We start from the raw sequence: 26,334 nt of genomic DNA, 5'->3' as shown, positions 1-26,334 counted from the left end.
TGGATGGTACTTATATAAACATTATTGACAAAAGGAAAAATGAAAGATTAGCGCTAAAAAAATAATCCGTTGTATTCATTACATAAAAATAGTGAATTTTAGATTCTATATATAATATTTATTTGGAAGGCTATATGTGATAAAACCAATGTCCTATTAAGTGAGAATAGGGGATAAGATACTATGAATAAGATAATGAAGATAAGAACAAGGATTAATCTTAATTTTAAAGAAGAACGACAAGGAAAACTTGTAGAAATGAGAAACAAGAAGTTTAATAAGTCACTCTTTCGAAGCATAATTTATATTTTAATTACAGGAACTATACTTATGATAATTATTGCTATATCAGTTTTTCCGGTCTTTATAACTTTTGGTAATTCAATGATGCCGACATTGAATCAGGGAGATATTGTGCTATCAACCGATGACAATCACTATGACATTGGTGATGTTGTTGGGTTTTATATTGGTAATAAACTCTTAGTTAAGCGAATTATAGCTGATTCTGGTCAATGGGTCGAAATAAATAAAGACGGAGAATTGTTTATTGATGGTAAGAAAAAAAACGAATCATATATAATGGATAGTTCTTTGGGGAATTGTAACGTTAAGATGCCATTTAAAGTTCCAGATGGGTATTATTTTGTAATGGGCGATTACCGTACGCTTTCTATTGACAGTCGAAATACTATAGTTGGTTGTGTTTCAGATGAGCAGATTGTAGGACGGATTTTTTTTCAGGTATGGCCTTTAAGAAAATTTGGATTTGTGGACCGCTATTAAGTGATGGAAAGGACTAGTATTCATGAAAGAGAAAATACTTGAAAAATCAAATAAAATTAAAAGGGATTGCAAAGAAAACAAAAGATGGAATAGGATTTTAGTAGTTATCAGTACATTATTTCTTATTGGTATATCTTATTTTCTTATAAAACCTGCTACTTCTATAGCTGATATGGAATCTTCTGAAGATTGGAGGAGAACATTCGAAAATGTAAAGTTGACTGGTGTTTGGTCAGAGGATGTACTTGCAATTGCGGAAACACAGATTGGTTATAAAGAAGGACCTCAAAATGATTTGGTTGAAGAATCTGGTAATGCAGATAAAAGTTATTCTCGTTATGGGGAGTGGTATGGAATACCTTATGGTAATTGGTGTGCGATGTTTTGCTCATTCTGCCTGAATTATGCAGGTGTGGATACAAATTTAATACCTTTAGAATCTGGATGTCAGAAATGGATTTTAAAATTTAAGAGTAGCAATCTTTATCATGATGCGGATAGTTTCGATCCAAGACGTGGCGATCTGGTTTTCTTTGATAATAACGCTGATAACACGGCTGACCAAGTAGGGTTTGTTTATAAATTGATGAGAGATGAAGATAACAACGTTAGTAAGATAAAAACCATTGAAGGTAGTGGTGGAATAGTTGGCTATCATACTTATGACCTGAATGATACTAATATAATGGGTTATGGTGAGTTATTGGAGAATCCAACTCCAACTAAAAAAGTAGTTCCATCTGATAGTTACACTGAGTGTTTATGTGGTATGGACGAAAAAGGATTACATGCGGAATATTGTCCCCTGTTACCTCCATCTGAATCTGTTTGTTGTGAGAGAAAAATTTATGGAAGTGCTTCTGATGAAACAGTGGTCTCAGTAAGTGGTATATTACCCGTTGATGCTAAAGTTAAAGTAGATTTAGTACAAATAACAAATGATGAACTTATAGCGTATCTTGGCAAGTCTAAGGCCGATGCCGTAAAAGAATTTGTCACTTATGATATTAAAATTATGGTAGGTAATGAAGAGTGGCAACCGAATGAAATGGTATCTGTTTCAATAGAAGAAAATGTACTAGATATTGAAAAGGGGGAAATCCCTAATGTTGCACATATTGATAATATAGATGAAGTGATTTCTGATAGACAAGTAGAAGTGGAAGCGAATAGTGTTATCTTTGAGACTGAAGGCTTTTCTAAATTTTTGTTGTATACTTACACAGTCGATTTTCATCTTGGTGCTGATGTTTACACTATTCCAGGGAATAGCTCTGTGATGCTGTCTGAGATCTTTGAAGAGCTCTCTCTATCATATGATGTGACCGATGTTGTAAATGTAACATTCAGCAGTCCAGAATTGATATCAGTAGAACATGTAGAAACTGATTGGAAACTAACGTCTTTGCGAGCGTTTTCCACGGATGAGGTGCTCACTATAGAGTTATCGGATGGAACAATCATAGGGATTGACACTACAGACGAACCAATTATAGGTAGTTATTCGGGAGACAGATTGATTTGTAGTGGAGATATAGATAATTTTATGCAAAAGTTACCCTTTACGACGGTTTATATTGATCGTAATATGTGCGATCCCAATCAAAATTCAGATTTTGTTTTTAATAACTATGGTGATAAAAGGTATTCATTGGCTCTTTCACATAACGGGGGAGGTAACGTTCAAAATAATAGTGTTTGGTTTTCTCCGTCAACTCCTATAACTCCCGGGACAACTCGTGATGTACCAGGGCAGTTTTCAATGAGTTTTCCTAATGCAGCGAAGTTTTCAGATGGTAGTTTAGGAACTGTAATAATTAATTATTCTAATCTAAAAGTAACGGTTCCTTCATTTGTGCCAAAAGCTGTGACGAAAGTTAACTTTACCGGATGGATAGCAAATGGTGGGTATGCTCAAATGACATGCATCGGACATGATAGTGGAGATAATCTTCGAGTTGTGGGTTGTCAACAAACCATAAATATAACAATCACCAAATCAGACGGAAGTACTGTTAAAGATGAAGATAGTTTTATTATGGCTTTTTTGGATATAGACGGACCAAATTTCTGTTCAGATATTAACGGATCGGTATTTACGGGGGAATATGTGGAGCACTTTTCTATTATATCGGGAGCCAAATCTCAATTATACGTACCTGAGACGTGTAAAATTAAAATTTTAAGCAATGTAAGTAGTAATGATGCCAATGGTTTAATGGTTCAAGCCGTTTCAGGGGCTGATACTTCAGGTACGTATAATACAGGTGGTGCCTACGTGACAAGTGCAAATGGAACTACAATTAATTATGGTGGATCCAATTGCGGTGGAAGATTATTTGAACCTAGTACATGTGCTGGTATTCGACCAAATTTCAGAACCTATAGTGATGGGAAGTTGTCAGATTGGATAATCGGTGAATATGCTGGAAATATTGAAATGACAGACGACGCTACTAATGTAGCATATACTTGGAATTTTGAAGAATCTAATTCCAAGATATCAAATCATTTAACAAGATATATGGGATTTGGTAAAGATATACCTGTTTCAATTGATAATCCTAAAGAAGGATTTGTTTTATATGATTTAACAGATAATGGTAAAAGTGCGAAAGATTCAGAGGAGTTTAATTCAAAAGAAGGAAAATATACAGCGAAAAACATTCAGAACTCGATTGATAATCCTAGACTAATAGATGTTTTTTATTCTCCTATTTTAGGTGAGGTTACTATTACAAAAAAAGATAAAGAGACAGGAGCTCTTCTAACTGGTGCTGAATTTACAATGACTGGCAGAAGCTCAATTCATGGCTTATTTACATTAAAATCAATTGATAACAAAGACGGTACATATACTATCAAAAATGTGCCATATGGAAAAGATTCAGATATATATAAGATTAGTGAAACTCAAGCTCCTAAAGGTTATCTCTCTGCACCAGATCAAACAGTGAGAGGCAGTGAATTCACTGTCAACGGAGAAAATATTAAATTGGAATTTGAAGATTCCCCTGCTTTTAAGAACCTTAAGATTTCAAAAACAGTAATTGGAACCGGTACTGGTAGCTTTCCATTTAAAGTTATTATAAAGGATGGTAATGATAAAAATGTTGTGATTTCTAATGATGCAGCAAATCCTGCAGCTTATATTGTCAACAAAACAACAGGTGAGATTACTTTTTCTTTGAGTGACGGTGAAAGTACAGTTTTAAAAGGAATACCAGTTGGTTCTAAGGTAACTATAATAGAAACGAATCATGACGGTTATACTACAAAGGTAATGGAGGAAATTGATCAACTGAGTAATACAGATAAGGTTGAAAATCTTATTATAGATACTAATAGATCAATCACCTATTACAATAATTCTGGTACAACTCTCCCTGAAACAGGGGGAATGGGTACTGGTGCTTATACATGGATCAGCTTTTTTATACTAATGAGTGGATTTATGTATAGTATTTATTGGAGATATAGACGTGAAAGGAGGATAGACAATTAAATATCTTTTTAAGTTTTTTAGTGAGCGCCTTAAAAATTAATGTAAGGGCAAATTAAAGAAAGGGTGTTTAAAATGAAGAAAGCGAAGACCATTAAAAGTTTTTTTTCTATTTTTTTGACTGTCTTCCTAACAATGATAATGGCAACAACTGCATTTTCTGCTGGAAAGGGTTCTGTTACAGTAAGAGGTCTTGAGGAAGGTAAAACGTACGAGCTATATAAGATTTTAGATCTTACCCAGTCTGGAAATGCAGTGTCATATACTATCGCTTCTGACTGGATCGATTTCTTTTCTGAAAATGGTTCTGGTGCTGAATTTATTGTTGAAACAAATTCAGGTGATTTAAACCCAATCACGTTAGATGGTAAAACCAAATATATTAATATCACTGAAGAAAACGTTGCAGATTTTGCACAAAAGGCACTGATTTATGCTGTAGATAAAACACCAGTTAGCACTCATGTAGCAAATGAATCTGACGTTACAAGTTTTACTTTTAGTGGACTTGACCTTGGTTATTATCTAGTTTATCCAAAAGGAGCAACGGAAGTAGGTTCAGGCAATGCATCTATCTGTTCTTTGACTTCTACTACTCCAGATGGAACGGTTGATGTCAAGGCTACTCATCCGGATATAACTAAAGAAATGATTCAAGTTGAAAATCGTGATCCACTTCCTGAAGGAACAACTATTACTGATGCCAACGTTGGTGATACAGTTTCTTTTGAAATCAATGGCAATGTTCCTGATATGACAGGTTTTAAGACCTATAAGTACTGCGTTGAAGATACAATGAGTAAGGGTCTTACTTTTGATTCTAGTAGCGTTTCTGTGACTATCGGAGGTAGTATTCTTGATGCTGGAGACTATACAGTTACAACAACTGATATCTCTAATGGGACTAAATTCCAGCTCGTTATCAGTGATATGATTAGTTATCAAAACCAAAAAGGTGCAGAGATTGAAATTACTTATGATGCAGTTTTAAATGAGCAGGCTGATACTGTGATTTTTGATACTAATACGGCAAAGCTGATTTATTCCAATGATCCTAAGAATTTCCCTCAGAATCCGGACAATCCTCCAGAAGATAGTGATGTTAACGGGGAAACGCCGGAACAAACTACCTATGTATACTCTACAAAGCTTGAACTCACTAAAGTTGATGGTGCAGAACCTAGTAAAACTCTTCAAGGTGCCAAGTTTAGTATTGTAGGAAATAAACGAAAAACCATTATTGTCAATAGAGAAATTTACAAGGAATCTTTAAACGGAACATGGTATCGTTTAAAAGATGGTACTTATACTCAAACAGAAGCTGTTTCTGATACTGAAAACAAGTACGAAAACACGTCTGTCAAATATGAATTAGTATCAGAAATCACAACAAATAATAAAAACGAACCTTTTGTAGCTGAAGGTTGGGTCGACGCTGATGGGAAAATTACCTTTAATGGACTTGGAGAAGGAGAGTACACCATTACAGAGCTTGTTTCGCCAGAGGGTTATAACAAGTTGGCTTCTCCAATCGAAGTTGTTGTGACATTTAATGTTACTAACGAAGTTAAAGGGGAAGGAGAATTTACTGCAACTGTCAATGGAGATAATGCAAGTGTAGATAATGGCGTAATTAAATTCAATGTTAAAAATAACTCCGGAACGCTTCTTCCAAGTACTGGTGGTATCGGTGAAACTATCTTTTATATTCTAGGAAGCATCCTTGTTTTAGGAGCAACTCTAATTATTATTTATCGAAAGCGTATAAATAAAGAAGCATAAGACAATTAGATATTATCTGTAAGAACGGGAAGACAGAGATTTTCCCGTTCTTACAGCAGCAAGGAGAGTTTTACTATGAAAGGTAACAAAATCACAGCAATATCGCTGCTTCTTATACTAGGGCTAGGATTGTCCTTGCTGTTGTATCCTACTTTGAGTAATTATATCAACCAAATGCATCAGACCAGTGTTTCTAGTAACTATATCGAAGGAGTTTCAAAATTAAAAAGAGAAGATTTTAGTGCTTATTTTGAGGCAGCAGAAAAGTACAACAAAAGATTAAATGAACGAGAAAATGTTTATGAATTGTCCAGTGATCTTGAGAAAATGTATACTAATATGCTGAAAATACCGAATACTGATGTTATGGCAATTTTAGAGATACCCTCTTTAGGTATTTTACTTCCTGTTTATCACGGTACTTCTGATGCTGTTTTGCAGCGTTCAGTAGGTCATATTAATTGGAGCAATTTACCTATTGGAGGAAAAAATACACATAGTATTCTTTGCGGACACAGTGGCCTTCCGTCTAGTCAGCTTTTTACTGATTTAGACAAGATGGTTAGAGGAGACATTTTTACAATTACTGTTCTAGATCGTATATTGACTTATGAGGTAGATCAGATTCTTATCGTTGATCCGGGAGATGTAGAAAATCTTGTAGCTATAAAGGGAAAGGATTATTGTACCTTGCAAACCTGTACACCATATGGCGTTAATACTCATAGGCTTCTTGTACGTGGGCATAGGACTGAAAACAATAGTGTTGAAAGAAATGCACGATTAGCATCTGAAGGAATTGAAATAGAGCCAGTGATTGTGGTACCTATTTTAATAGCACCGTTACTTATTCTTTTGGTATTTGTTTTTATTATGGAGCCTAGCAGAAAAAGAAACAAGAACTAATTACAACGGAGAAAAATTATGATATAGATAAAAAGGAATCACAGAGGAATTTTGGGCTTTCTGGTTAAGTTAAGATTGTCTTTCCGTTTGTATCTTTTTCTCCAAATACAAGTGATATCTATAAAATGTATCTTAAACTATCTGGTATGAATACGAGTGAAAGTAATAGTGGATGTTTATAATAATTAAAACTGACCAATGATTTTATCTCTCATCTTTTATTTGTTGAAAGCATGGATCCAAACGAGAGGAATGCACTGAACTTTTGGATTTACTGAATATGCTTGAAGGGACAGAAATCAATCTGTTGAAAATGGAGTTTATGATGATATAACTTAAGAGTGCTTTTTTACTTAACGTTGATTTATTTGCTAATGTATCTGATCAAGAAGATACTTCTCAATACTAATTAGAAATATATAATTAATACTCAGAAAAACAGGTGGAAAAGTGAGCGCTTTCTCTGTTTTTCTGAGTAACTTTTAAATAGATTGAATACATAGTTTATATTTCTTAAATGACAACTTTTTACAAAACTATTCCGATCTAATAAATTATTAAGATCATATTGAAAAGCTATGACTACTATTATTGTTTAAATTGTAGTAGAAAGAACTGAAAGTTTTTAAAAATCATCGTTATCCACTTATTATAATTCAAAAGATCATCGATTTTTTTACGTTAGTCTACATGATTGCTGATCGCTTTCGAGTGACTTTGGACAATATTGTCTTAAGAAAGTAAAATGCCGATTTTCAAAATGATAATAACTAATGTATTTAAGATTTTTAATCTAATTTTTTGTTTACTGAATTATATGATTACTGTTTAAATTATATAAATATTTCTATTGATTATATTTATTACTTTAAAGGCTTTCAAAAATACTATTGTCTATTCATATATATGAGAAGATTTTTTACCTTTTTCATTTCATCACTATTTAGTTCATATTTATTTCCATCTGCGGTTACTATGAATTTATTTGTTTCATCCACTTTTACGATCGCAGGAATTTCTTCGTATTTGATATCTTCGGGAAATAATTCATCAAAAGTTAAATTTAAAGCTATTGCGAAGCGAAAAGTCATGTGAACAGAGAATGGTTTTATTCCATCTTCATAGGCTTTTAATTCATGTATACTAATGTTAAGTATTCGTGCAAATTGATCACGTGAAATATTTTTCTGTTCTCTGACTTGAAGTATTTTTAATCCAAGCTTTTTATCTAATGGAATCAATTCTGAACTGTCATTAGTTATATCATTTGGTTCTTCATTGTCACTAAAACCAAGTATTTGCTTTGAGGAAAGTCCTAAAGCATTAGCAAAATCTTCAATTCTATTTAGAGGGAATTCTCGAGTATAATTAAAATATCTCGATACTGCTGACTTTGCCATTCCAACATCTCTTGCTAATTCACTGATAGACATTTTCTTTTCGATTCTTTTAGCATCAATGATTTGAACTATTTCTTTATTACTTCTCATCACAAATATCTCCTCTTAATCATAGAATATCCCATTAAATCCAACACTTTCATAATAAAGCAATAGAAAAAAAAAAACAATGCCATGTAAACAATCTAATACGTCTAATTAAAAAAAAGGCTCTTCGATATTTAGTGTTGGTAGAGAAAGATGCAACGAAAAATAAGAATTTAGTCAAAACTAGTTAAGCGTAGTGCTTAACTAGTTTTTGTTTTACTTGGAAGATCAAGCCTTGAATAAGGTGAATTCTTGTTCGAAAATTTAGATAGCCGTAGGCTACTCGTTTTATCGCTTTTATCTTGTTGTTTGTTCCTTCTAATGAACCATTACTATTCACGGGTTTTAAAGCATATTGAATCTCACATTTGTATTTATTTAAAAGCGTCAGCTTTTTACAAAATAATTGTGGGTGGCATTGATCTAAGCTGTTAATCGTATAGAAAAGCTTTGGCTATCTCTGTTTAAAGTGATAGAGGAGGGGGGACAAGTCTCGTAGGTCCTTGTTAATATTGTAGAACTCAAAAATGCTGATTTAGTTCATATAACTTTCGAAAATAAAAATATCAAACATGTTGACAAAAGAGAACGAATTATTTATATTAATAAGCGTCTCAAAAATAATAAAAGGAGCCGATAAGATGTTTTTAGATTTAGAACTTTTAAAAGCTGTTCGTAAGGCTAAAGGCTTTACACAGGAACAGATGTCAGAATTATTAGGATGGAAGACCAGAAAGACATACGCTCAAAGAGAAAATGGTAAGATCTATATAGGTGCAGATGAATTAAAAAAAATAATGATTATATTAGGGTATTTACCAAATAATGCTTTTTTTTTTTTAGAACGTTCTCCAAAGAGAACGGAAAATAGTTGCTTTACAACAGTAAAAAAAGAAGATATTCTTGTGTATTTTAATTCGGATTAATAATAGAGAAATTTACTTTGATAAATTCAGAAAATTTTAGGAGGGTTAAATGGATAAAAAATTAATAAAGGTAGTTTTTAGTGTGTTTTTCTTATTAATCTTTTTCACACGTTTGATTTTGATTGGTTTAGCAAATGAATCTAGAATGGATATTTCTAAAAACAAAGTAATTTTAGATGAACAATATGTTCGAATTGAAGCTAATTGTATTAAAGAAAATAATGTTTTTCATTGGATTGTAGCTTTTGAAAAAAAAAATACTCAAAACGAAAGTCGTATAAGAATTGCGTTTGATAAAACAGATCCTTATTTTAATGAAATAAGAGAAATAACGGGAGAGGGATTATCTGTAAAAGAAGGAACGCAAAAAGTTTTACAAACTATTAAAGTTGATGATGATGATAAGGATTTAGACTGGTATTTTGTAGATAATTTTTCTGTAGAGGAAAAGAAGGGGCTAATTAAATTTAATTCAAATAAAGAATGTAATGCCGAGGATTTACCTATTATTGTTGCTTTAGATGAAAGTATCTTGAATGAAGAAACGGTTGAAAGCAGTTCTAAAGATAGAATGGATGAAAGTACTACTGCTAAAGAAAATAATGAAAGCATTCCTGAAAATATAGATGATGAAATTGTTTTAAATGAGTCTTCACTGACAGAGTTAAAAGAAATGCAGTCACAAAAAGTAAAACAAATGAAGGAACTTTCTGTGAGAGATAGTATTAATGTGACTGACTATAAAGATAGTGAACTAGGTCCATATGATAGTAAAGATAGTTTCGAATATAATTATTTGGATGACTCGGGACAAATCAGATATCCGGTACCAACAACTAATGATTTTACTAACCCATTAAGTGGAAATGACTTTTCTACTGGAAAATATATAAATGCTAAAGATAATCCACTGTTAGATGAAAACCAAAATGTTATTGATGGAGAGTACGGTACCGGAGGTGCTAATTGGAGAAATTATGATTACACTTCACAAGATAATAATGCGCAATTGGATCCAGATGGAGTTGGATTTGCACCCACAATTCAGTTATGGGAGACGGAAGAAGAAAACGGGAGAACCTTTTCTAATAGTTATCTTGATTACAAAGGGGCGTTTATAAAGAAATGGGTAGAACCTATTACATCACATGTAAAAAATGATCAAGAAAAAACAACTTTCTATAATGTTTATGTGGATATAATCGGAGGAACAAAAAAAACAATTCAGCCTGTAGATATAGTTTTTGTCCTCGATAAATCAGCAAGTATGAGAGATAATATTTCGGATTCTGAAAATACAAAAGATCAGGTACTTGAAGATTCAGTAATAAATATGGTAAGTGATTTATTTGATAATCCTGACTTGGATATTCGTATTGGAATGGTTGATTTCAAAGGTGGAAGTAAAACGGGAATTAACTCAGATATATTTGATATGAGTTCAAAAAAAGAAGACATTTTAGATCCTCAAAAAAATAAAGTGCTATTAACGGATGCTCAACCAAATAATGGAACCCCTATGAGTTACGGAATTAGAAAAGGCTATGAACTACTCTATAAAGATAACGGAGAAACCGAAGAAAACCCTAATCGAGATCCAGAAAAAATATTAATAGTTGTTGGTGATGGAACTCCTACATGGTCTTATGGTGGTTTTATGCATTCTTCTAGATTTTTAAATAGTACTGTTCCAGATTTAAGTAATAACAGTATCTGGGATAATACAGATTCACAAGTTAGCCCTTTTTGGACAACTGATGGAGAGAATTCTCAATTATTTAGAAACTATGAGCAAATTCAGGGTGGTACCTTTAATTTAAATGAAAAATATCCAAACGAATTTGATTTATCCAAAAGACCCAGTGATTTTCGTAGTCAACTAACATATCATTTTTACCGATTTGGTGAAATTGAAGATGTCGCCTCTGATGAATGGGTCGGCGATGGCTCCTCATCAAATGATAATTTGAATAAAATAAATGCGGTTAATACAGTAGCATATCATCATTGGTTAAAAAATCTATATGTTAATAATTACGGAGTAAAAAAACCTAGAGTTTATAGTATAGGATTAGGATTAGCTTCTACTTCAGCAGATGCAATGGGTAGGAATGTTCTAAAAAACATAGCAGATTTAAAAAATAATTCTAATAATGATGATTCTTATTATTATGGAGCCAACTCATCTACTGATTTAAGTTATGCTTTGAAAGAAATTGCAGGTGATTTCGTATACACTATTCAAGATGCTAGTTTATATGATGAAACAGGGAATAATGTTTCATTATATAAGGCTGGAAATGAGGCTAAAATTGAATATTACCATTTAGATAATAATAATAAAGAAGATGGGTTTAAGTATCAAAAGCCGATTAAATGGGATGAAAGCATTCATGGACCCAAACCTGAAATAACTTCTAAACCAATAATAAACGATGTAGGAGGGGGAAAAAACCATGCATACTTATTTTCGGGTATATCATTAGGAGAAGGAGATATGGTTCGTATTACCTATCAGGTTAAGCTTGATGCAGCAGCACAAAATGGAAATTTCTATACAGTGAACAATCAAGCATATTTAATTAATGAAACTTTATATGATGATATTCCGGATGATGATTCTGTTAATAATAAAATGTTTATACCCGCTCCATCTATTCGTTATAAACATAGTGAGAGGAATATACGTGTAAATAAAGTAGATTCTAGTAACAATCCTATTAGTGGAGTTGTAATATCATTGTATAGGAGTGCAACCTCAGATGATGATGATTCAATAGTTCAACAGATAGATGGCCAAAATCTTGTATTTGTAGAAAAACAGATCACGGATGATGATGGACAAGCTAATTTTATAACTACTATTGACTTATTAACAACTAATGAAAGTTTAAAATACTGGATTCAAGAAACTGCTGCTCCAAAATGGTATAAAACTTTAGATTATTTGATTCCTTTTCAAATAAAAAAAGAAATTGCTTCAATTGATGAGCATTTAGGACACTATGAATTGACTGATTTTACTGGAATACCAGATAATCTGAATGCAAAGAGAATAGCCAATAGAATATCTGATAATGATGGAAAAACCGAGTCAAGTTTATGGCCATACGTTTATAGAGGGGTTGATTACAATTATGATTTATATATTGTTCAAACTCTCACAGAAGGTGAATATCAAGATTTTGAAAAACTGTATCTTCAACTAGACTTAGTCAATCAAACTAAACCAATTGAAATTGAAATAAACAAAACTATTGAAGGCACAGATAATATGCCACTTGAAGGCGCAGAATTTGAATTGTACAAAGGAGAAAAACAAGAAAATGGATCTATCACTTATGATTTATTGGTAGGAAAAGGAATTTCAGACCAACAAGGATTAGTTATCTTTAAGAAAGATAATGAATCTGTATCATTAGAATTAGATGATACCAAAGAAAACAAACTATTTTATAGGGTTGTAGAAAGTAAGTCCCCAAAAGGATTTGTTGAATTAGATTCCTCTGTTGATTATTGGGATGTAGTCATAGACAAGTCAAATAATAGTGTGGGCTACAAATATAGTAAAGATGAGGAAATAAATTACTTTGATTTTGATGAGTTACTTACAGAAAATAAAGAAAAAATGAAGTTGTACTTTAATGTTGAAAATAAGATGATAAAAAAGAATTTGCAAGTAAAGAAGATAAATAACTTAGGGCAAAGCATAACAAATACAGAATTTGAACTCAGACTAGAAAATGATGAAAATGAGACGGTGTACAAAGCTTATTCTGGTATAACCGGCATTAATGATTCAAAAATTATCTATAATAATGATGGAGTAGGAACTTTCTTTAAAAAGAAAACAATTGAGATTGGTAATGTATATAACTATGAAGATTTAGATTTTAGTAAAAATTTGGAGTTAGTTCCAGGAAAGTACAGTATTAAAGAAACAAATACTGTAGCCGGATATTCAATAATAGATGAAGAATTCATGTTTGAAGTTGGAATAGATGGATCATTTATTTTTGATGAATTGATAGATGATTCTCCTTATTCGACAGAAATTTCTGAAGATGGATCGACATTGACTTTAACTGTTGAGAATAGTTTTAAGCCTATGTTATTAGAGTTGAATAAAATTGATAGTTTAAGTAAAGCAGCAATTGAAGGCGCAGAATTTAATATACAAAAGATTGAAGAAAATGGGAGTATAGAAAGCCCAGTATCTTTTGAAAAAAATACTGATAAAACGGTTTTTTATAAGGAACTATTTGAGTTTGGAGAATACAAAATAATAGAAACTAAAGCGCCTAATTCGTATCTTAAATTAAAGGGATATATTATACTAGATATTTCATTATGCGAGGAAAATGAATTTGAAAATGGAAAATTGATAAGGCCTAAAGGTAGTATTATAGCGGAATTAAAATACTACAACGATAATGATAATATTTTATATGAAGATAATATGATTGTGCTAGAAGAAACGTCAGAGGGGAAATTTAAGATTTCTTTCGATGTTGAAAATAAACGTATAGCGCCTTTACCGTTTACAGGTGGTATGGGAGTTTATAAATTTATTTTAGCAGCAATCTTGATGATCATTATGGTCGGGATAGTTGGTATGATTTCCAAAAAATCTAGTTATAATAATTAATTCTCAAAGTTGGTAATCTTCCCCATTAAAAAATATTAACAAATAGATAATTATTGTAACACCATGAACATGAATTGTGATTTAAAAGATATAAAAATATTTGGAGGAAAATATGAATAGATTAAGAAAAATAACATCATTTATTGTATTGATTACTACAGTTTTTATTTCAGGGATCTTATTAATTGCTAATACTGTTATTGGTGATGAGGTTGGGACTGTATCAATTACAGTTAATAAGAGAGTTTGGGAAGAAATGCCTGATAGTATTCTAAACTCTGGTGAAACTATGGAGAATTTAGGAGGAGAACCGTTAAATGGTTCGGGTTTTACTTTATACGATGTGACAGAAAAATATTATTCATTATTAACTGGATCAGATCCTTACACAGCAGAGTCTGCAATTGAAAAAATTCAACTAGATGCGAGCTCTAGTATTCCTAATTATGCTACTAAAATAGGTGAAGAACAATTTACAGGAGCTTTAGAAAATGATGCTAACGGTACTACTACTTTTACTAACATTCCTTTAAAAAGAAATGATAAAGATGCCGTATATTTGATTTTAGAAACTACAACACCACATGTGCCTAAAATTACAAAACGTGCAGCACCACTTGTATTGACAATGCCTATGTATAAAGTAGTGACTGATGAAAATGGAAATCCTGTTCTTGATGAGAATGATCAAGTTCAGTATTTAGAAGAATTAAATACAAATATTCAAGTATATCCCAAAAATGAAACAGCAGAAGACATTAAAGAGTTTAACAATAAAAATTCTTTTGATGAAGTTGTATATAACGGAGAATCTTATCATAATGTAACCACTGGAGATATTCTGGAATATTCATTAAAAATATATCTTCCTAGTAATATCAGTGAATTAGACAGTTTTGTCATAAAAGACAGTCCTAATGCTGGATTGACCTATGTAGCGCGTTCCTTAAACATAGATGATTTGATTGAATCTTCAGAAGCAAGTAAAGAGGATTTTAACGTGTTAGAAATTGATAATGGATTTGAAGTTCATTTAAATGTCGATAGCAGCAAAATTCAGAATTTAGCTGGGAAACAAATTAAAATAAACTATTCCATGAAATTAAATACTGAAGTTATACCAGATAAAGGAATAGAAAATAAGGCTTCAATTATCATTAATGATGATCCGACAACAAAGACAGAAATTACACCACCTCCAGGTGTTATAACAGGAGGAAAAGTATTTATGAAGATAGATGGGCATACAGGAAATTCTTTATCTGGAGCTGAATTTATTGTGGTTAATGATGCTGAAAAAATTTCCTATGCTCAATTTGAAAGAAATCAAAGTGGAGAGTATGTTTTTAAAGATTGGGTTACAAACGATAATGATGCAACAAGATTAGTTTCTGATAAAGATGGTTATGTAAAAATAAAAGGATTACTCTATTCTGAGAATAAACAAGAAACTATCAATTATAAACTGAGAGAAACAAAAGCACCAAGTAATACTTATATACAACTACAGAATGATATTGATTTCTCGGTTGATTTAGGAAGTTATAGTGATTCAAAAGATTTGGTAACTATAATAAAAAATGTACCTAAAGGGATATTACCGTCAACAGGTGGGAAAGGCTCGATTTTATATTCATTATTAGGTATTTTACTCATGATTATTTCGTACGTAGGATACAGAAAAACTAAAAAAATATAAGATAGATAAAGGTCTGAGAAGGATGAAACTTTATCAACAGTTTTCATCCTTCTTAGATATTTTAAGTAAGAAGTAGAGAGGGAAGTTGATGCAGAGAAAGAATAAACTAAATTATACATTAAAAATCATTCTGGTTTTCATGTTTTTTTTAGGGTTAGGCATATTTTCTTACCCATTAATTGTTACTCAAATTAACGAGATTGTTAGTCAAAAAATGATTGAGAACTATAAAAATGAAAATAGTAAGATATCTATAGCTCAGAAAGAAAAATTAAAAGAGATGAAAGAAAAAAATAAAGAGTTATATGAAAATAGAAATATGTTTACATATAATTCTATAGAAAGTAAGTCAAGTTCTAAGAGAAATAAAATATCTGAATATTTGAAAAAGCACATTGTTGGAGCTATTTATATACCGACTATAGAATTAGCTGTACCTTTATATGATAAGACAGATGATGTTTTATTGCAATATGGTGCAACTATATGGGAGGAGTTTTCTTATCCAATTGGTGAAAATAATACTCATTCTGTTATAAACGGACATTCTGGATTACCTGATAAAAAATTATTTACAGATTTGCATAAAATAAGAGTAGGAGAATGTTTTTTTCTAGATATATTGGGAAAAAAATTAGCATATAAAGTAGAATCTATAAGGATTATTCTTCCTAGTGAAACTGAAGAGTTGGATATACAGAAAGATAGAGAATTAGTAACCTTAGTAACATGTACACCATATATGATAAACACACATAGATTATTGGTTACAGGTTATCGTGTGGAATATAATGAGAAAAAAATAGAAAAATCATTCCATAAAATAAAGAAAAGTCATATGCGTTATATGAATATAATTATTTACTTATTAACTTTTCTATTTATTCTTTTAATACTTACACTTAAATGGATTAGAAGGGATTATATTTTGTCGAAAAATAATTGATGAATCGTTGTAAAAAACAATCGTTTTTTTTGTTTATTATACTCTTAGTTCAGATTAATTGTATTATAATTGTAAATTCAATAAATGATGAATTGTTTTAGGTAATATTTAGTGTAAAGAATGGACGATAGATTTAATGACTATATCAACAGAATATAAAAAGAAGATAAAAAGTTTACATGCGTTAAGTAAATTGCCTTTTGGCATTTATGATTTAGAGGGTAAGTGTTACAAAACTTATACTTCTACTACAGATCAATTACTTCCTCGGGAGTTGGAACTGGATATACTTTATGATGATTTTTCTGTATATTATGGAAATACTAATGAACTTTTTTTTCTGATGAATTTAAAAGATTTTATTATTCTTATTGGTCCTTTAGTATCTGAATCTATACAATTGGAAACTGATAAAATAAAAAAAGATACTAACTATCTCGATACATCGAATGTTTTTTCCATAAGTCAGTTTAGGGAGTTACTTGTTTTAATAGATTCATTGTTCGATGCTAATTTTGAAAATAAATACTCCAAGTATCTTCATGATATAGTGGAAGCAAATAAACAAAAATTATCATCTGATAAGTCTTTTAAAAAAGAAGAAAATTTTAAAAATATTTCATATTCATATATTTATGAACAAAGGTTACTTTCTATAGTAGCTACAGGAAAGGTACATTTGTTAAAAGAATTGATTTTTGATATTGGATTAAGTGTACCTTCTTTTTCAACGGATAATTCTTTGAGAAGTGAGAAAGATTACAGTATTATATTAATGGAAAAAATTTCTAATTTTGTGATTCAATTAGGAGTGGATATATGTGAAAGTATAAGAATACGTAATTTATATATAAATGAGATAGAAAAGTGTGATAATACACTGGAAGTATTATCAATTAGACACAGTGGCGTTATGCATTTTATAGAGCTTATAAATTGTGCTATTAATTGTTCGTATACATTATTTATTAAGCAAGTTATACAATATATTCATCTACATATTTATGAAAATATAAAAATTTCAGATATTGAAAAGTATTTTTATGTTTCAAGTACAAATTTACGTCGGCGCTTTAAGAGTGAAACAGGAAAGGGTATAAAATCTTATATATTAGATGAGAAAATAAAAGTAGCTAAGTATCTATTATTAGAAAATATACCTCCAGGTGAAGTTTCGAGGCAATTAAACTTTTATGATACTGCTCACTTTAGTAATTCTTTTAAAAAGATTGTAGGGATTACACCTTTACAATTCCAAAAGAAGAATTCGTTAATAGCAAATTTTAATGATACTGATGTTTAACAGAAAAATATAGTAAGCAGGTAATTTTTCATATTTAATTTTTATTGGGCACGTATACTATAATCACTATTTTTTAGTCGTGAAACAAATAATAAAAATATTATGCGTTAATTTGAAATAATAATTTTTAGTGAGTTTTGGAAAGGAAAAAAACGTTATGAGTGTACAAAATAATTATTTATCGGATAAAGAGTATTTTGAATACTTTGAAAATCTTATAAAAAGATATGAAATAAGAAATGAATATCCATTGATTGTTAAGGAGATATCAACCATATGTGATCAACTTAAAAGTTTTATAAGTATCATATCGCCAGAGAATTTTTTTGATATTCATGCTCAAATAATGGGGATAGATGCAAAACTACAATTATATAAGTTTTTCTTGGAAGAAAGTAACGATAATTCAATGACTGAAGATTTAATTATCAAAATTGTTAATGAGGATTATAGGAGTTATTTTAGTGAAATGGTTGGTTTTACCCAAATAGATCCAATACCTAATTCTTTATTTTTTTCTGTTCTATAACAAAATAAAATTTACACTAAAATTAGTTCATCTTTTGTCTGATACTGCTACGATCATTTAAATTATAAATAGTTTAATATGTTGGTTTTTAGGAAGTTCATGTTATTAGGTTAAAGATAGATGTTAATAAAAATAAGGATGAGATGGATGAATTTTAGTAATTCTATATGAAATTGTTTATATGATAAAACTAAACTCGATATTCTTGAATTTCTTATAAATTAGTGGTTTAGAAAAAGATTTAGTTGACAATGTATTTAGGGTCTTCGATATAGGTTCTTCGACATTCAGAGCTGGTAGAGAAAGATACAACTGAAAATTTAGTCATAACCAGTTAGGCAGAGTGCTTAACTGGCTTTTGTTATTGACTTTAGTCAGTTTCGTTCGCGTAGCGTACGAAATAAAAAAAACGCGCGTTTCTACGCGTGGACGAAATAGCTTTAGCGATAAAAAACTCCTTGTATATTTAAGATACTCAATTAATCAGCTATTTCGTTTAAACTAGCTGTTATTTTGTCTATAATTGAGCTAGACGCTGTGGACTAGTATAACCTCTACCAGATTCCTTTGGAATACTGTTGTCGAAAGGCTCTGGCCACAGCTCTTTGTCACATTGTTAATAAGTTTGCTAGTGCATGATCTCTATTCTTGATGCTTAATTCATCACAAGGTTACATAGGCAAATAGTAAGTGGAACATAGCGTAAATTTTATCTGTCATCTTCAGATTGAAAATAACCATGAAGGTTTTACCAATATAGTTATAAGCCATACTTAATTAAAAAATTTGCCGAAAATCAAAGCTTACAAAACCACAACCGATAAAAAAGATGGCATGACGATTGCTCGAAGACTACGAAAAGATCTTGATAAACAATTTTTTAATACCCAGACTTTGATGGTTGAGTTAAAGTATTTAACTCAACATACAACTTTTACCTTTTATCAGAACTAGTACATTTTTTTTGGTACTTCTTCTGTGAAATATCAAATCTATTGTGTTTAGGATTTTGAAAGAATCCTCTGCTGCTAGAAAGCTAGAAAATGCAAATATAACGAGGTTGGCTAATCTTATTCGCACCGACTTAAAAGGGCTCTTTTGAAAAAAACAGGCTGTCAAACTCACAACATTATCACAACACTCTATTGGTCAGGAGTTCCCCTCGTTAGAATAGGAAGAGCAGAAAATGATCGTTAACTGATTTTTTCAAAAATTCACTTTTCCTAAGGATTCTTTGTCATGCCTTCTAATCATATCCATACTATGCTATTCAAAACTTTCATTTTGTGTTTGACTGAATATAGTATGTCTTTCGATATAAATTTTGGAAAATGTTTTGGTACTGTAGGAATCTCTAGAAACTCACTGTGTGGCTACGAGCTCGCCAAATCGAATACTGTGATAGAAGTGCTAATCTTCCAACTACTATTTGAAATGCTAGCACTTTATCCAAACAGTTAATGAATTGGTAGTAAACACAGTGTTTGGGTTAACAGACTTATGAAGGTAGACAAAGCTACAGGCCTGATTAGCAAATTGCTGTTGGATCCTTTGCATATATCCATTGTACTCTGAGAAATCACACAATAACGAAACAAATTGTGATTAACAGAAATTTATTTGGCAAAATAAATTTTACGGGAACTGATGAGTTGTGCAAAATCAATTCTGATTCTTTAGGCTATAAAATATAAAGCCGATTGTGTTGTGCAATAGCTTTTTACAAAAAAATGCAGCCGAAAGTGCAGAGTTTTGCTGCAACTAGTTTTTTCCTTCAATATGATTTAGATAATGAATTTTTCAACCTGAAACTTTCGCCTTTAAAGCTGATAATGTGAGCGTGATGGATTAGCCGATCAACGAGAGCAGCTGTTAAGCGAGAATCCATAAACACTCGATTCCATTGACTGAATTCTAAATTAGAGGTAATAATAATGCTCTTTTGCTCATACCAATCTGAAATCAGTTGAAAGAGCAGTTCAGCTCCTTCTTTCGTCAATGGTAAGTACCCCATTTCATCAAGAATAATTAATTCTGTTGTTTCGAATCGCTTCTTGAAACTGGCTAGCTGTTGTTTTTTTAAGGCACTCTCTAATTGTTCAACGAGATTGTTTACTCGGAAAAATTTGGTTGAAACACCTTCACTACAGGCTTTTTCTCCCTAATGCGATCGCTAGATGCGTTTTTCCCTGTACCAGGAGAGCCAACACAAACAATGTTTTCTTGCCTTTTTAGAAAATCAAGAGAGACAAGGGTCGCCTTATCTAGATGGGCTGGTAGAAAAATATCTTCGTGCCATTCATAGTTCTTTAGCGATTTTGGTACAGGAAATTTGGCTAATTTTTCCATCCGTTCTAATTTGATCTGCTGTCTGGTCTCAAGCTCTAAACGGAATAAATCGGTAATAAATTGTTCTGGAGCTTCGAAAGAAGCTCTTGGTAAGTTCGTGATGATATGGCTTAATCGAAGCTTTTTGCAATAATCTTCTAGCGTCTGTCCAGTCATTTTTGCACGCCTCCTGATTTTGTTAATGCATCATAGTTTTGACCAATTCACATCAAAGTCAGAGGGGGCATCTTCTTGAACAACTAATTCGTAAAATTGTTCATTAATTTGTTGGATATCATAGGTCGCTAATAAACTTAGTAATTGTTTTATCCGTCTGTATTTAAGGTGATTATTATCAATTGCTAGATAATTTTGAAGGCGTGCAGGCAAGTACTTCCAATACCTTGAATAACTAACGACATTCAATTTATTACTCCATTGTTTCAAGATATCACTCCATGGGATCAATCGTTTTTTGTTCATATAGGGGCGATATTCGTTCATTAAGAGGTCTCCATGAGGCGTAAGAACTTTAAATTTATTCCAAGTCAAAACAACGGTCAATTGAGAATATCCATATGCTTTTTAGGAATATGAATAACCGTTTGATCCAATTTCATTTCGTGATAACGATTTAGTTTAGCTTCTACTTCTTTAAAATTGGGTAATCCTCTTGGGGAAGAGAATGTAACGCCTTGTTTTCTTTCTTCCACAAATCTTCGATTAATTGATGTTTCGAATAATGCGTCCTTTTTCGATCTGTTTTCAATTGTTCTTCAAAGTCACATTTAGGGACTCAAAAGAGTCCATGATTGGCGAAGTCGAGAAGAAATTGTATCGGACATAACCCACTTTATTTTCGACATGTCCTTTTTCATGCCCACTACGTGGGTTACAGACTTGAACATCACAACCATAATGAATGGTGAAACGTAAGAATTCATCGGTTAGTTGTGCTTCTTCAAATTTTGATTTTGTTTTTTTCACCGCTGGAGTTAAGTTATCTATTCTGATCTTTTTTGGAACACCGCCGCATTGATCAAATAGTTGCTTTAATGCTTCCAGGAAACACTCTTGGTTTTGAGCTGGCATGGCACTTGCGAACGTCGCATTACTATAGGGAAATGACATGATAAGAAGTTGTATGTCTTTCATGTGATCTTCGTGCATGACTTCCATTGTTCCAAAATCGACCTGTGCTTCTCCGATCGGATGATCAAGGCGATCGACAGCTTTGTAATTCGTTTCGTCGTACCGCTGTTTTTTCCATTGAGAAATATAGACGCAAACTGTTCGATAGGAGCCAGGGAAACCCAAAGGTTTCAATTGTTCATAGATAGCTTTGGCAGTTCTACGGAGTTTTCACGTAAGCGTAGGTCTTCTTCTAGCCAACTACCGATAATTTCTCCCCAGCCATCATCCATCATGGATTTATTTTTCGAGTAGGATCCGTAATGAATAGCTGATCACTGTCGGCGTATTTTTTCGCTGTTCGCCAATTGATATTCATTGCTTTTCTTATCTGATCAATTGACTGATCACGATTATTTCTCAAATGTTTTATCGTTTTAATATCATCCAAAGTTAACAACCTTTCTGTACCTCCATCACTAAGTCACTAAAACTTATGATGGAAGGAAACTAGTTCGCAGTCAAACGCCTATGATAGTTGTGTACTTTCAGTTTATTAGTGTGTAGTTAAATTCTGCCACAAACAGCCGATATAGATTGACTGAATTTACTATGTTTTTTTTAGAATTTATGGATTCATAGTATGAAAATATATAGTTATGGATGATTTATACAGTTAATATCTTGTTCTCTTATTGTCTTTTAAACATTTGCTCATATAATTAATTTCAGTTACATTGTTATATAGAAGATATTTAGGAGAGAATAAATTGATTTTTATCAGACTATATTGAAAAACATATTAATAGAAAGATAAGTATTTTAAAGTGGATATTTGAAAATAAAAATAGATCAGTAACTATTCCATTTTTGCAGGAAAATATGCAAGAATCTAAACCAACTATAATGAAGGATATAGATGATTTACAATATATACTGAATAAAAATAATATCAACTTTGTATTGGAAAAAAATCAGCTGAGTATTACAAATTTTGATCTTGGTATAAAAGACGTTGGATTTGAGTCAATATCTTGGACACATTTTAGTAGAGACGGTTACGCCATTTTTTCTTTTGCTAACTCTTCAAACTCCTGAGGGGTTAGATAGTGAATCGAGCTGTGAATTCGATTCCGGTTATAAAATCCTTCAATGTAACTAAATAGTGCTCGATTCGCTTCTTCGAAGTCTGAGTAAGTCGTCGTGTATACTTCTTCTTTTTTCAATGATGCATGGAAGGACTCAATTCCTGCATTATCATAGGGTGTTCCTTTGCGACTATAGGAATGTCTTATTTTATTGTTTTCAAGCCAACTTTCCACTTCGATTGCTGTATATTGACTACCTAAATCGGTGTGTAGAATCATTCCTTCTGGAATGTGGTACCGTTGTTTCGCTTGATTGAGTGTTTGTAACACACAATCGACAGTCATTCGCTTAAAAAATGTATAGCTAATAATCTTTTTCGTGTGTAAATCCATAATTGAAGATAAGTAACACCAACCATTTTTCTTAGTTGGAATGTAGGTGATATCAGCTACCCATTTTTCACAGATAGTTTTTTTAGTAGAAAAGTCCTGATTTAAGATGTTCTCTTTTAAAACAACCGGCTGAACAGACCGTTGAGGTCTGTATTTCTTAACCACAATTGACCTTAGATTTAATTGTTTCATCAATTTTTGAACATGCTTAAGAGATACTGAAATTCCTTCTTTTAGCAACACTTGATGGATTTTTGTTGCACCATATCTCTGTTTATGATCAAAAAGATCGTTGAAATCTTCTTTTTCAATTGGTTATTTCTGACTTCTGTAGCTGTTAACGATTTATTTTTATAAAAATAGTAGACGCTTCTAGGAATTTCTAATAACCGACACAACAAAAAGAAAACAGTGTAATCCTTACACCATTTTTCAATGAATCGGACAAGTGACTTCAGGTCTTTTCGAGAGAATATGGTCATAATATTTCAAGTTCCTCTTTCAAACGAGCATTTTCTTTTCTCAAATCAGCCGCTTCTTTTCCGGTTAGTCCTGTGGACGGATCAGGTAAGTATAAATTCTTCCACTTATAAATCGTCGCTTCAGCTAAGCCATATTCTTTTCGCCAACCCTCGAACAGAACGTCCAGTTTGATTTTAGTTCAACAATCATCTGTTTAAAATTTTCTTCATATCGGGTCATAAAATCCATCCTCTCGTAGATAAGTTTAATTTATTTCTGTCTCTACGAAAAGATGTCTAAGATTTGATACTAACACTACGTTCAGTTTCTGATTTATGAACAGTCTGATTTTTTAATTATTATGAAGACATTATTGATAAAAGAAAACTCTAAATTTTTATTTTGATCAATCAACTAAATATTGTTACTCAAGGGCAAAATTTTATGGAATTAAAAAGAAAGTTAATGAGTTTTTGAAATTACTGGTTTGAACAATAATTTAATAAAGAGGATCTTGTTTATTTCATGGCTAGAATGTGAAATGGGGATTCAATGTATTCCTAAATATATAAAAAATGTTTATGAAAATAAATTTAAAAATATTATTGATAAACTATGTTACTTAACTAATTCTGAAAAAAAAAATTTAATGTTATACTTCAAACTTTTTTATTTTTGATTTGAATCAAATTGAAGTCCCCTCAGACATGTTTTTTCTAGAATTTTGTCTTTATGATAGAGATCAGAAAATTTTAGATGAGATTAATGAATTTTGGAAAGTTGATGTTTCTATAAACTCTTCTAGCGTCATATTTTTTTATAAATTATTAAAAAGTAGCAATTTTTTAATGCCGGTTTTTTTATCGAAAGAATATGTTGATAAACTGTTAAACAATTTCTATATAAAACAAATAGTGTTAGATTTAGAAAAAAACTTTCAATAGAACTTTGTATTAACTATAAGTTTTTAGGAGTTTTTTAATTTTATAAAGTACAGCTGTTTGGATGTTCTTGATTTTTTTATACCTAACGAATCGATAACTACTTTATTAGGAGAGAGTATATACTTAAAAGTAAAACATATATTTGAGAATGTAGGAATGAATGTGAATAATAAATCTTTAAGATATTTGAGCAATCATATATTTTCTTTTATTATGGAAAAAAATGACAGAATCAAAATATATATATATAGTGATTCGTTATTAGAGTTTTACGAAATTTATTATTTTTTGAAACAAAAATTTGAAAATCGATGTAGAGCTAGTGGATGTATGGCTAAATAAACCTGACCAACTTATATCAATAGAAGGAGAAAAAAGAATTGTGGTATCGGATGGTGATTCTTTTAGATAACTTAGTATTATTAAAAGCAGAGACATTTGTTCTAAGAAAACCATTTACTGTTAAAAAAATTGAAAAATTAAGTAATTATATTTTAAAAATGAAATATTCTGATATAAGAACTACAAAATTCGAAGAATTAAGATACTAATGAATCCATGTTAAAATTGAGAGTTTTTGCTTTTTTGATAAATAAAGTTAGAAGGTAATTAGTTAAATTAAGAAAGTTTAAAATGTTTTATTGGATACCTTGCTTAGAGAATTTCTATAATTAGATCTAAATAAAATCTGTTTTTTCAATGTTTTACGTTATTTATATTTCTGGATAAATTATTATTTTGCTATCTTTTTGATCTTTATCAATAAGTCTAATGGTAATAAGTCAAGTTGAAGATTGAGAATATTTTTTATTATGTAACCTGGTTTGAAGCGCACTTAACTAGCCTCGGCCGAAATCAATTTTTTCGGGGTATTTCAAAGGTTTGCGCCAATAACAGAATGTTATTTATCTATCACGCTCTTTGGTGGCGTGTATAGTTGATGGTTACGTAGTAGTGTATCCACCAGGCGTAAATTTTCTTGCGGTTAAGACGATTGCTCGTTTGTGTTTATGATTTGGGACCTCTTTACATTTACTATGATAAAAACTTGATATTCAGGAAGATAGTTTTTACAGAGTTGTATTTTATGACTGATAAATACCAGATTGTTTAACTTTTCAACATAAGCTTGCATATTTTGCCAATTTTGTTTGGTCTTTAAATCGTTCAATTTGACCGATTTCAGCGATTAATCCAGCAGTGTACATCTTTCCAATACCTGGAACACTGGTCAAACATTGATATTTTGGAATAACGACAACTAATTGCTCGATTACTTTATCCAAGTCTTGGATGTTCTTTTCAAGTGCTCGAATTTCACGTACAAGAACACTTAGAACGACATTGATGGATTCTTGTGCAAGACTACCTAAACGATAACTTATGGTACTCGCACGTTGAATAGATCTTGCAATTTTTTCTGGATCTTTAAAGCGACTTTTTACTTGTGTTTTGGGTAACAGACTTATAAGGT

General features: G+C 31.3%; 12 protein-coding genes and 4 pseudogenes. 10 read left to right on the top strand and 6 right to left on the bottom strand.

Annotation, left to right across the window (positions count from 1 at the left end):
- The first annotated feature begins 183 nt into the window (after nt 1-183).
- The 4 genes from lepB (at nt 184) to IGI96_RS17895 (ending at nt 6,976) form a co-directional block, all read left to right on the top strand.
- Nucleotides 184-786, top strand: coding sequence for a signal peptidase I (gene lepB, locus IGI96_RS17910; RefSeq protein ID WP_438785441.1), 603 nt, complete (start codon nt 184-186; stop codon nt 784-786).
- 22 nt (nt 787-808) lie between these two features.
- Nucleotides 809-4,291, top strand: coding sequence for an MSCRAMM family protein (locus tag IGI96_RS17905; protein ID WP_438785440.1), 3,483 nt, complete (start codon nt 809-811; stop codon nt 4,289-4,291).
- A 72-nt stretch (nt 4,292-4,363) separates the two neighbouring features.
- On the top strand, nt 4,364-6,070 hold the full coding sequence (locus tag IGI96_RS17900; RefSeq protein ID WP_438785439.1) for a SpaH/EbpB family LPXTG-anchored major pilin: 1,707 nt from the start codon (nt 4,364-4,366) through the stop codon (nt 6,068-6,070).
- A 75-nt stretch (nt 6,071-6,145) separates the two neighbouring features.
- A complete protein-coding gene (locus IGI96_RS17895; protein WP_438785438.1) occupies nt 6,146-6,976 on the top strand; it encodes a class C sortase in 831 nt (276 codons plus the stop codon).
- 887 nt (nt 6,977-7,863) lie between these two features.
- Here IGI96_RS17895 and IGI96_RS17890 read toward each other — a convergent pair.
- Nucleotides 7,864-8,466 (bottom strand): helix-turn-helix domain-containing protein, encoded by a 603-nt coding sequence (locus IGI96_RS17890; protein WP_438785437.1) that lies wholly within the window; start codon nt 8,464-8,466, stop codon nt 7,864-7,866.
- A 184-nt stretch (nt 8,467-8,650) separates the two neighbouring features.
- Nucleotides 8,651-8,854: a transposase gene (locus IGI96_RS17885; protein WP_438785471.1), complete on the bottom strand. Its 204-nt coding sequence runs from the start codon at nt 8,852-8,854 to the stop codon at nt 8,651-8,653.
- Nucleotides 8,855-9,104: 250 nt separating this feature from the next.
- Here IGI96_RS17885 and IGI96_RS17880 point away from each other — a divergent pair, with 250 nt between their 5' ends.
- The 6 genes from IGI96_RS17880 (at nt 9,105) to IGI96_RS17855 (ending at nt 18,514) form a co-directional block, all read left to right on the top strand.
- Nucleotides 9,105-9,389, top strand: coding sequence for a helix-turn-helix domain-containing protein (locus tag IGI96_RS17880; protein ID WP_438785436.1), 285 nt, complete (start codon nt 9,105-9,107; stop codon nt 9,387-9,389).
- Nucleotides 9,390-9,438: 49 nt separating this feature from the next.
- Nucleotides 9,439-14,037, top strand: coding sequence for a SpaA isopeptide-forming pilin-related protein (locus IGI96_RS17875; protein ID WP_438785435.1), 4,599 nt, complete (start codon nt 9,439-9,441; stop codon nt 14,035-14,037).
- Nucleotides 14,038-14,149: 112 nt separating this feature from the next.
- The gene (locus IGI96_RS17870; RefSeq protein WP_438785434.1) at nt 14,150-15,736 is read left to right on the top strand and encodes a SpaH/EbpB family LPXTG-anchored major pilin; all 1,587 of its coding nucleotides are present in this window, start codon (nt 14,150-14,152) and stop codon (nt 15,734-15,736) included.
- Nucleotides 15,737-15,824: 88 nt separating this feature from the next.
- On the top strand, nt 15,825-16,682 hold the full coding sequence (locus IGI96_RS17865; RefSeq protein WP_438785433.1) for a class C sortase: 858 nt from the start codon (nt 15,825-15,827) through the stop codon (nt 16,680-16,682).
- Nucleotides 16,683-16,818: 136 nt separating this feature from the next.
- Complete coding sequence (locus IGI96_RS17860; RefSeq protein WP_438785432.1) at nt 16,819-17,985, top strand: YSIRK-targeted surface antigen transcriptional regulator; 1,167 nt, start codon at nt 16,819-16,821, stop codon at nt 17,983-17,985.
- A gap of 157 nt (nt 17,986-18,142) precedes the next feature.
- Nucleotides 18,143-18,514 carry a DUF7006 family protein gene (locus IGI96_RS17855; RefSeq protein WP_438785431.1) on the top strand — a complete coding sequence of 124 codons (372 nt, stop codon included), beginning with the start codon at nt 18,143-18,145 and terminating at the stop codon, nt 18,512-18,514.
- Between the two features lie 1,774 nt (nt 18,515-20,288).
- On the opposite strand, the pseudogene istB reads toward IGI96_RS17855, so the two are convergent.
- The 4 pseudogenes from istB to IGI96_RS17835 all read right to left on the bottom strand — a co-directional run.
- A pseudogene (gene istB, locus IGI96_RS17850) lies at nt 20,289-21,019 on the bottom strand (IS21-like element helper ATPase IstB).
- Nucleotides 21,016-22,424: pseudogene (gene istA / locus IGI96_RS17845) on the bottom strand (IS21 family transposase). Before istA ends, istB begins: the two co-directional pseudogenes overlap by 4 nt.
- Before the next feature lie 607 nt (nt 22,425-23,031).
- A pseudogene (locus tag IGI96_RS17840) lies at nt 23,032-24,156 on the bottom strand (IS3 family transposase).
- A gap of 1,605 nt (nt 24,157-25,761) precedes the next feature.
- Nucleotides 25,762-26,302, bottom strand: a pseudogene (locus IGI96_RS17835) (transposase); the annotation flags it as partial.
- Between the last annotated feature and the right edge of the window lie 32 nt (nt 26,303-26,334).

This window comes from Enterococcus sp. DIV0421 (assembly GCF_051713745.1).
In the GTDB taxonomy this organism is placed as follows: Bacteria; Bacillota; Bacilli; order Lactobacillales; family Enterococcaceae; genus Enterococcus_D; species Enterococcus_D casseliflavus.
This window is presented reverse-complemented; position numbering and strand designations above follow the sequence as displayed.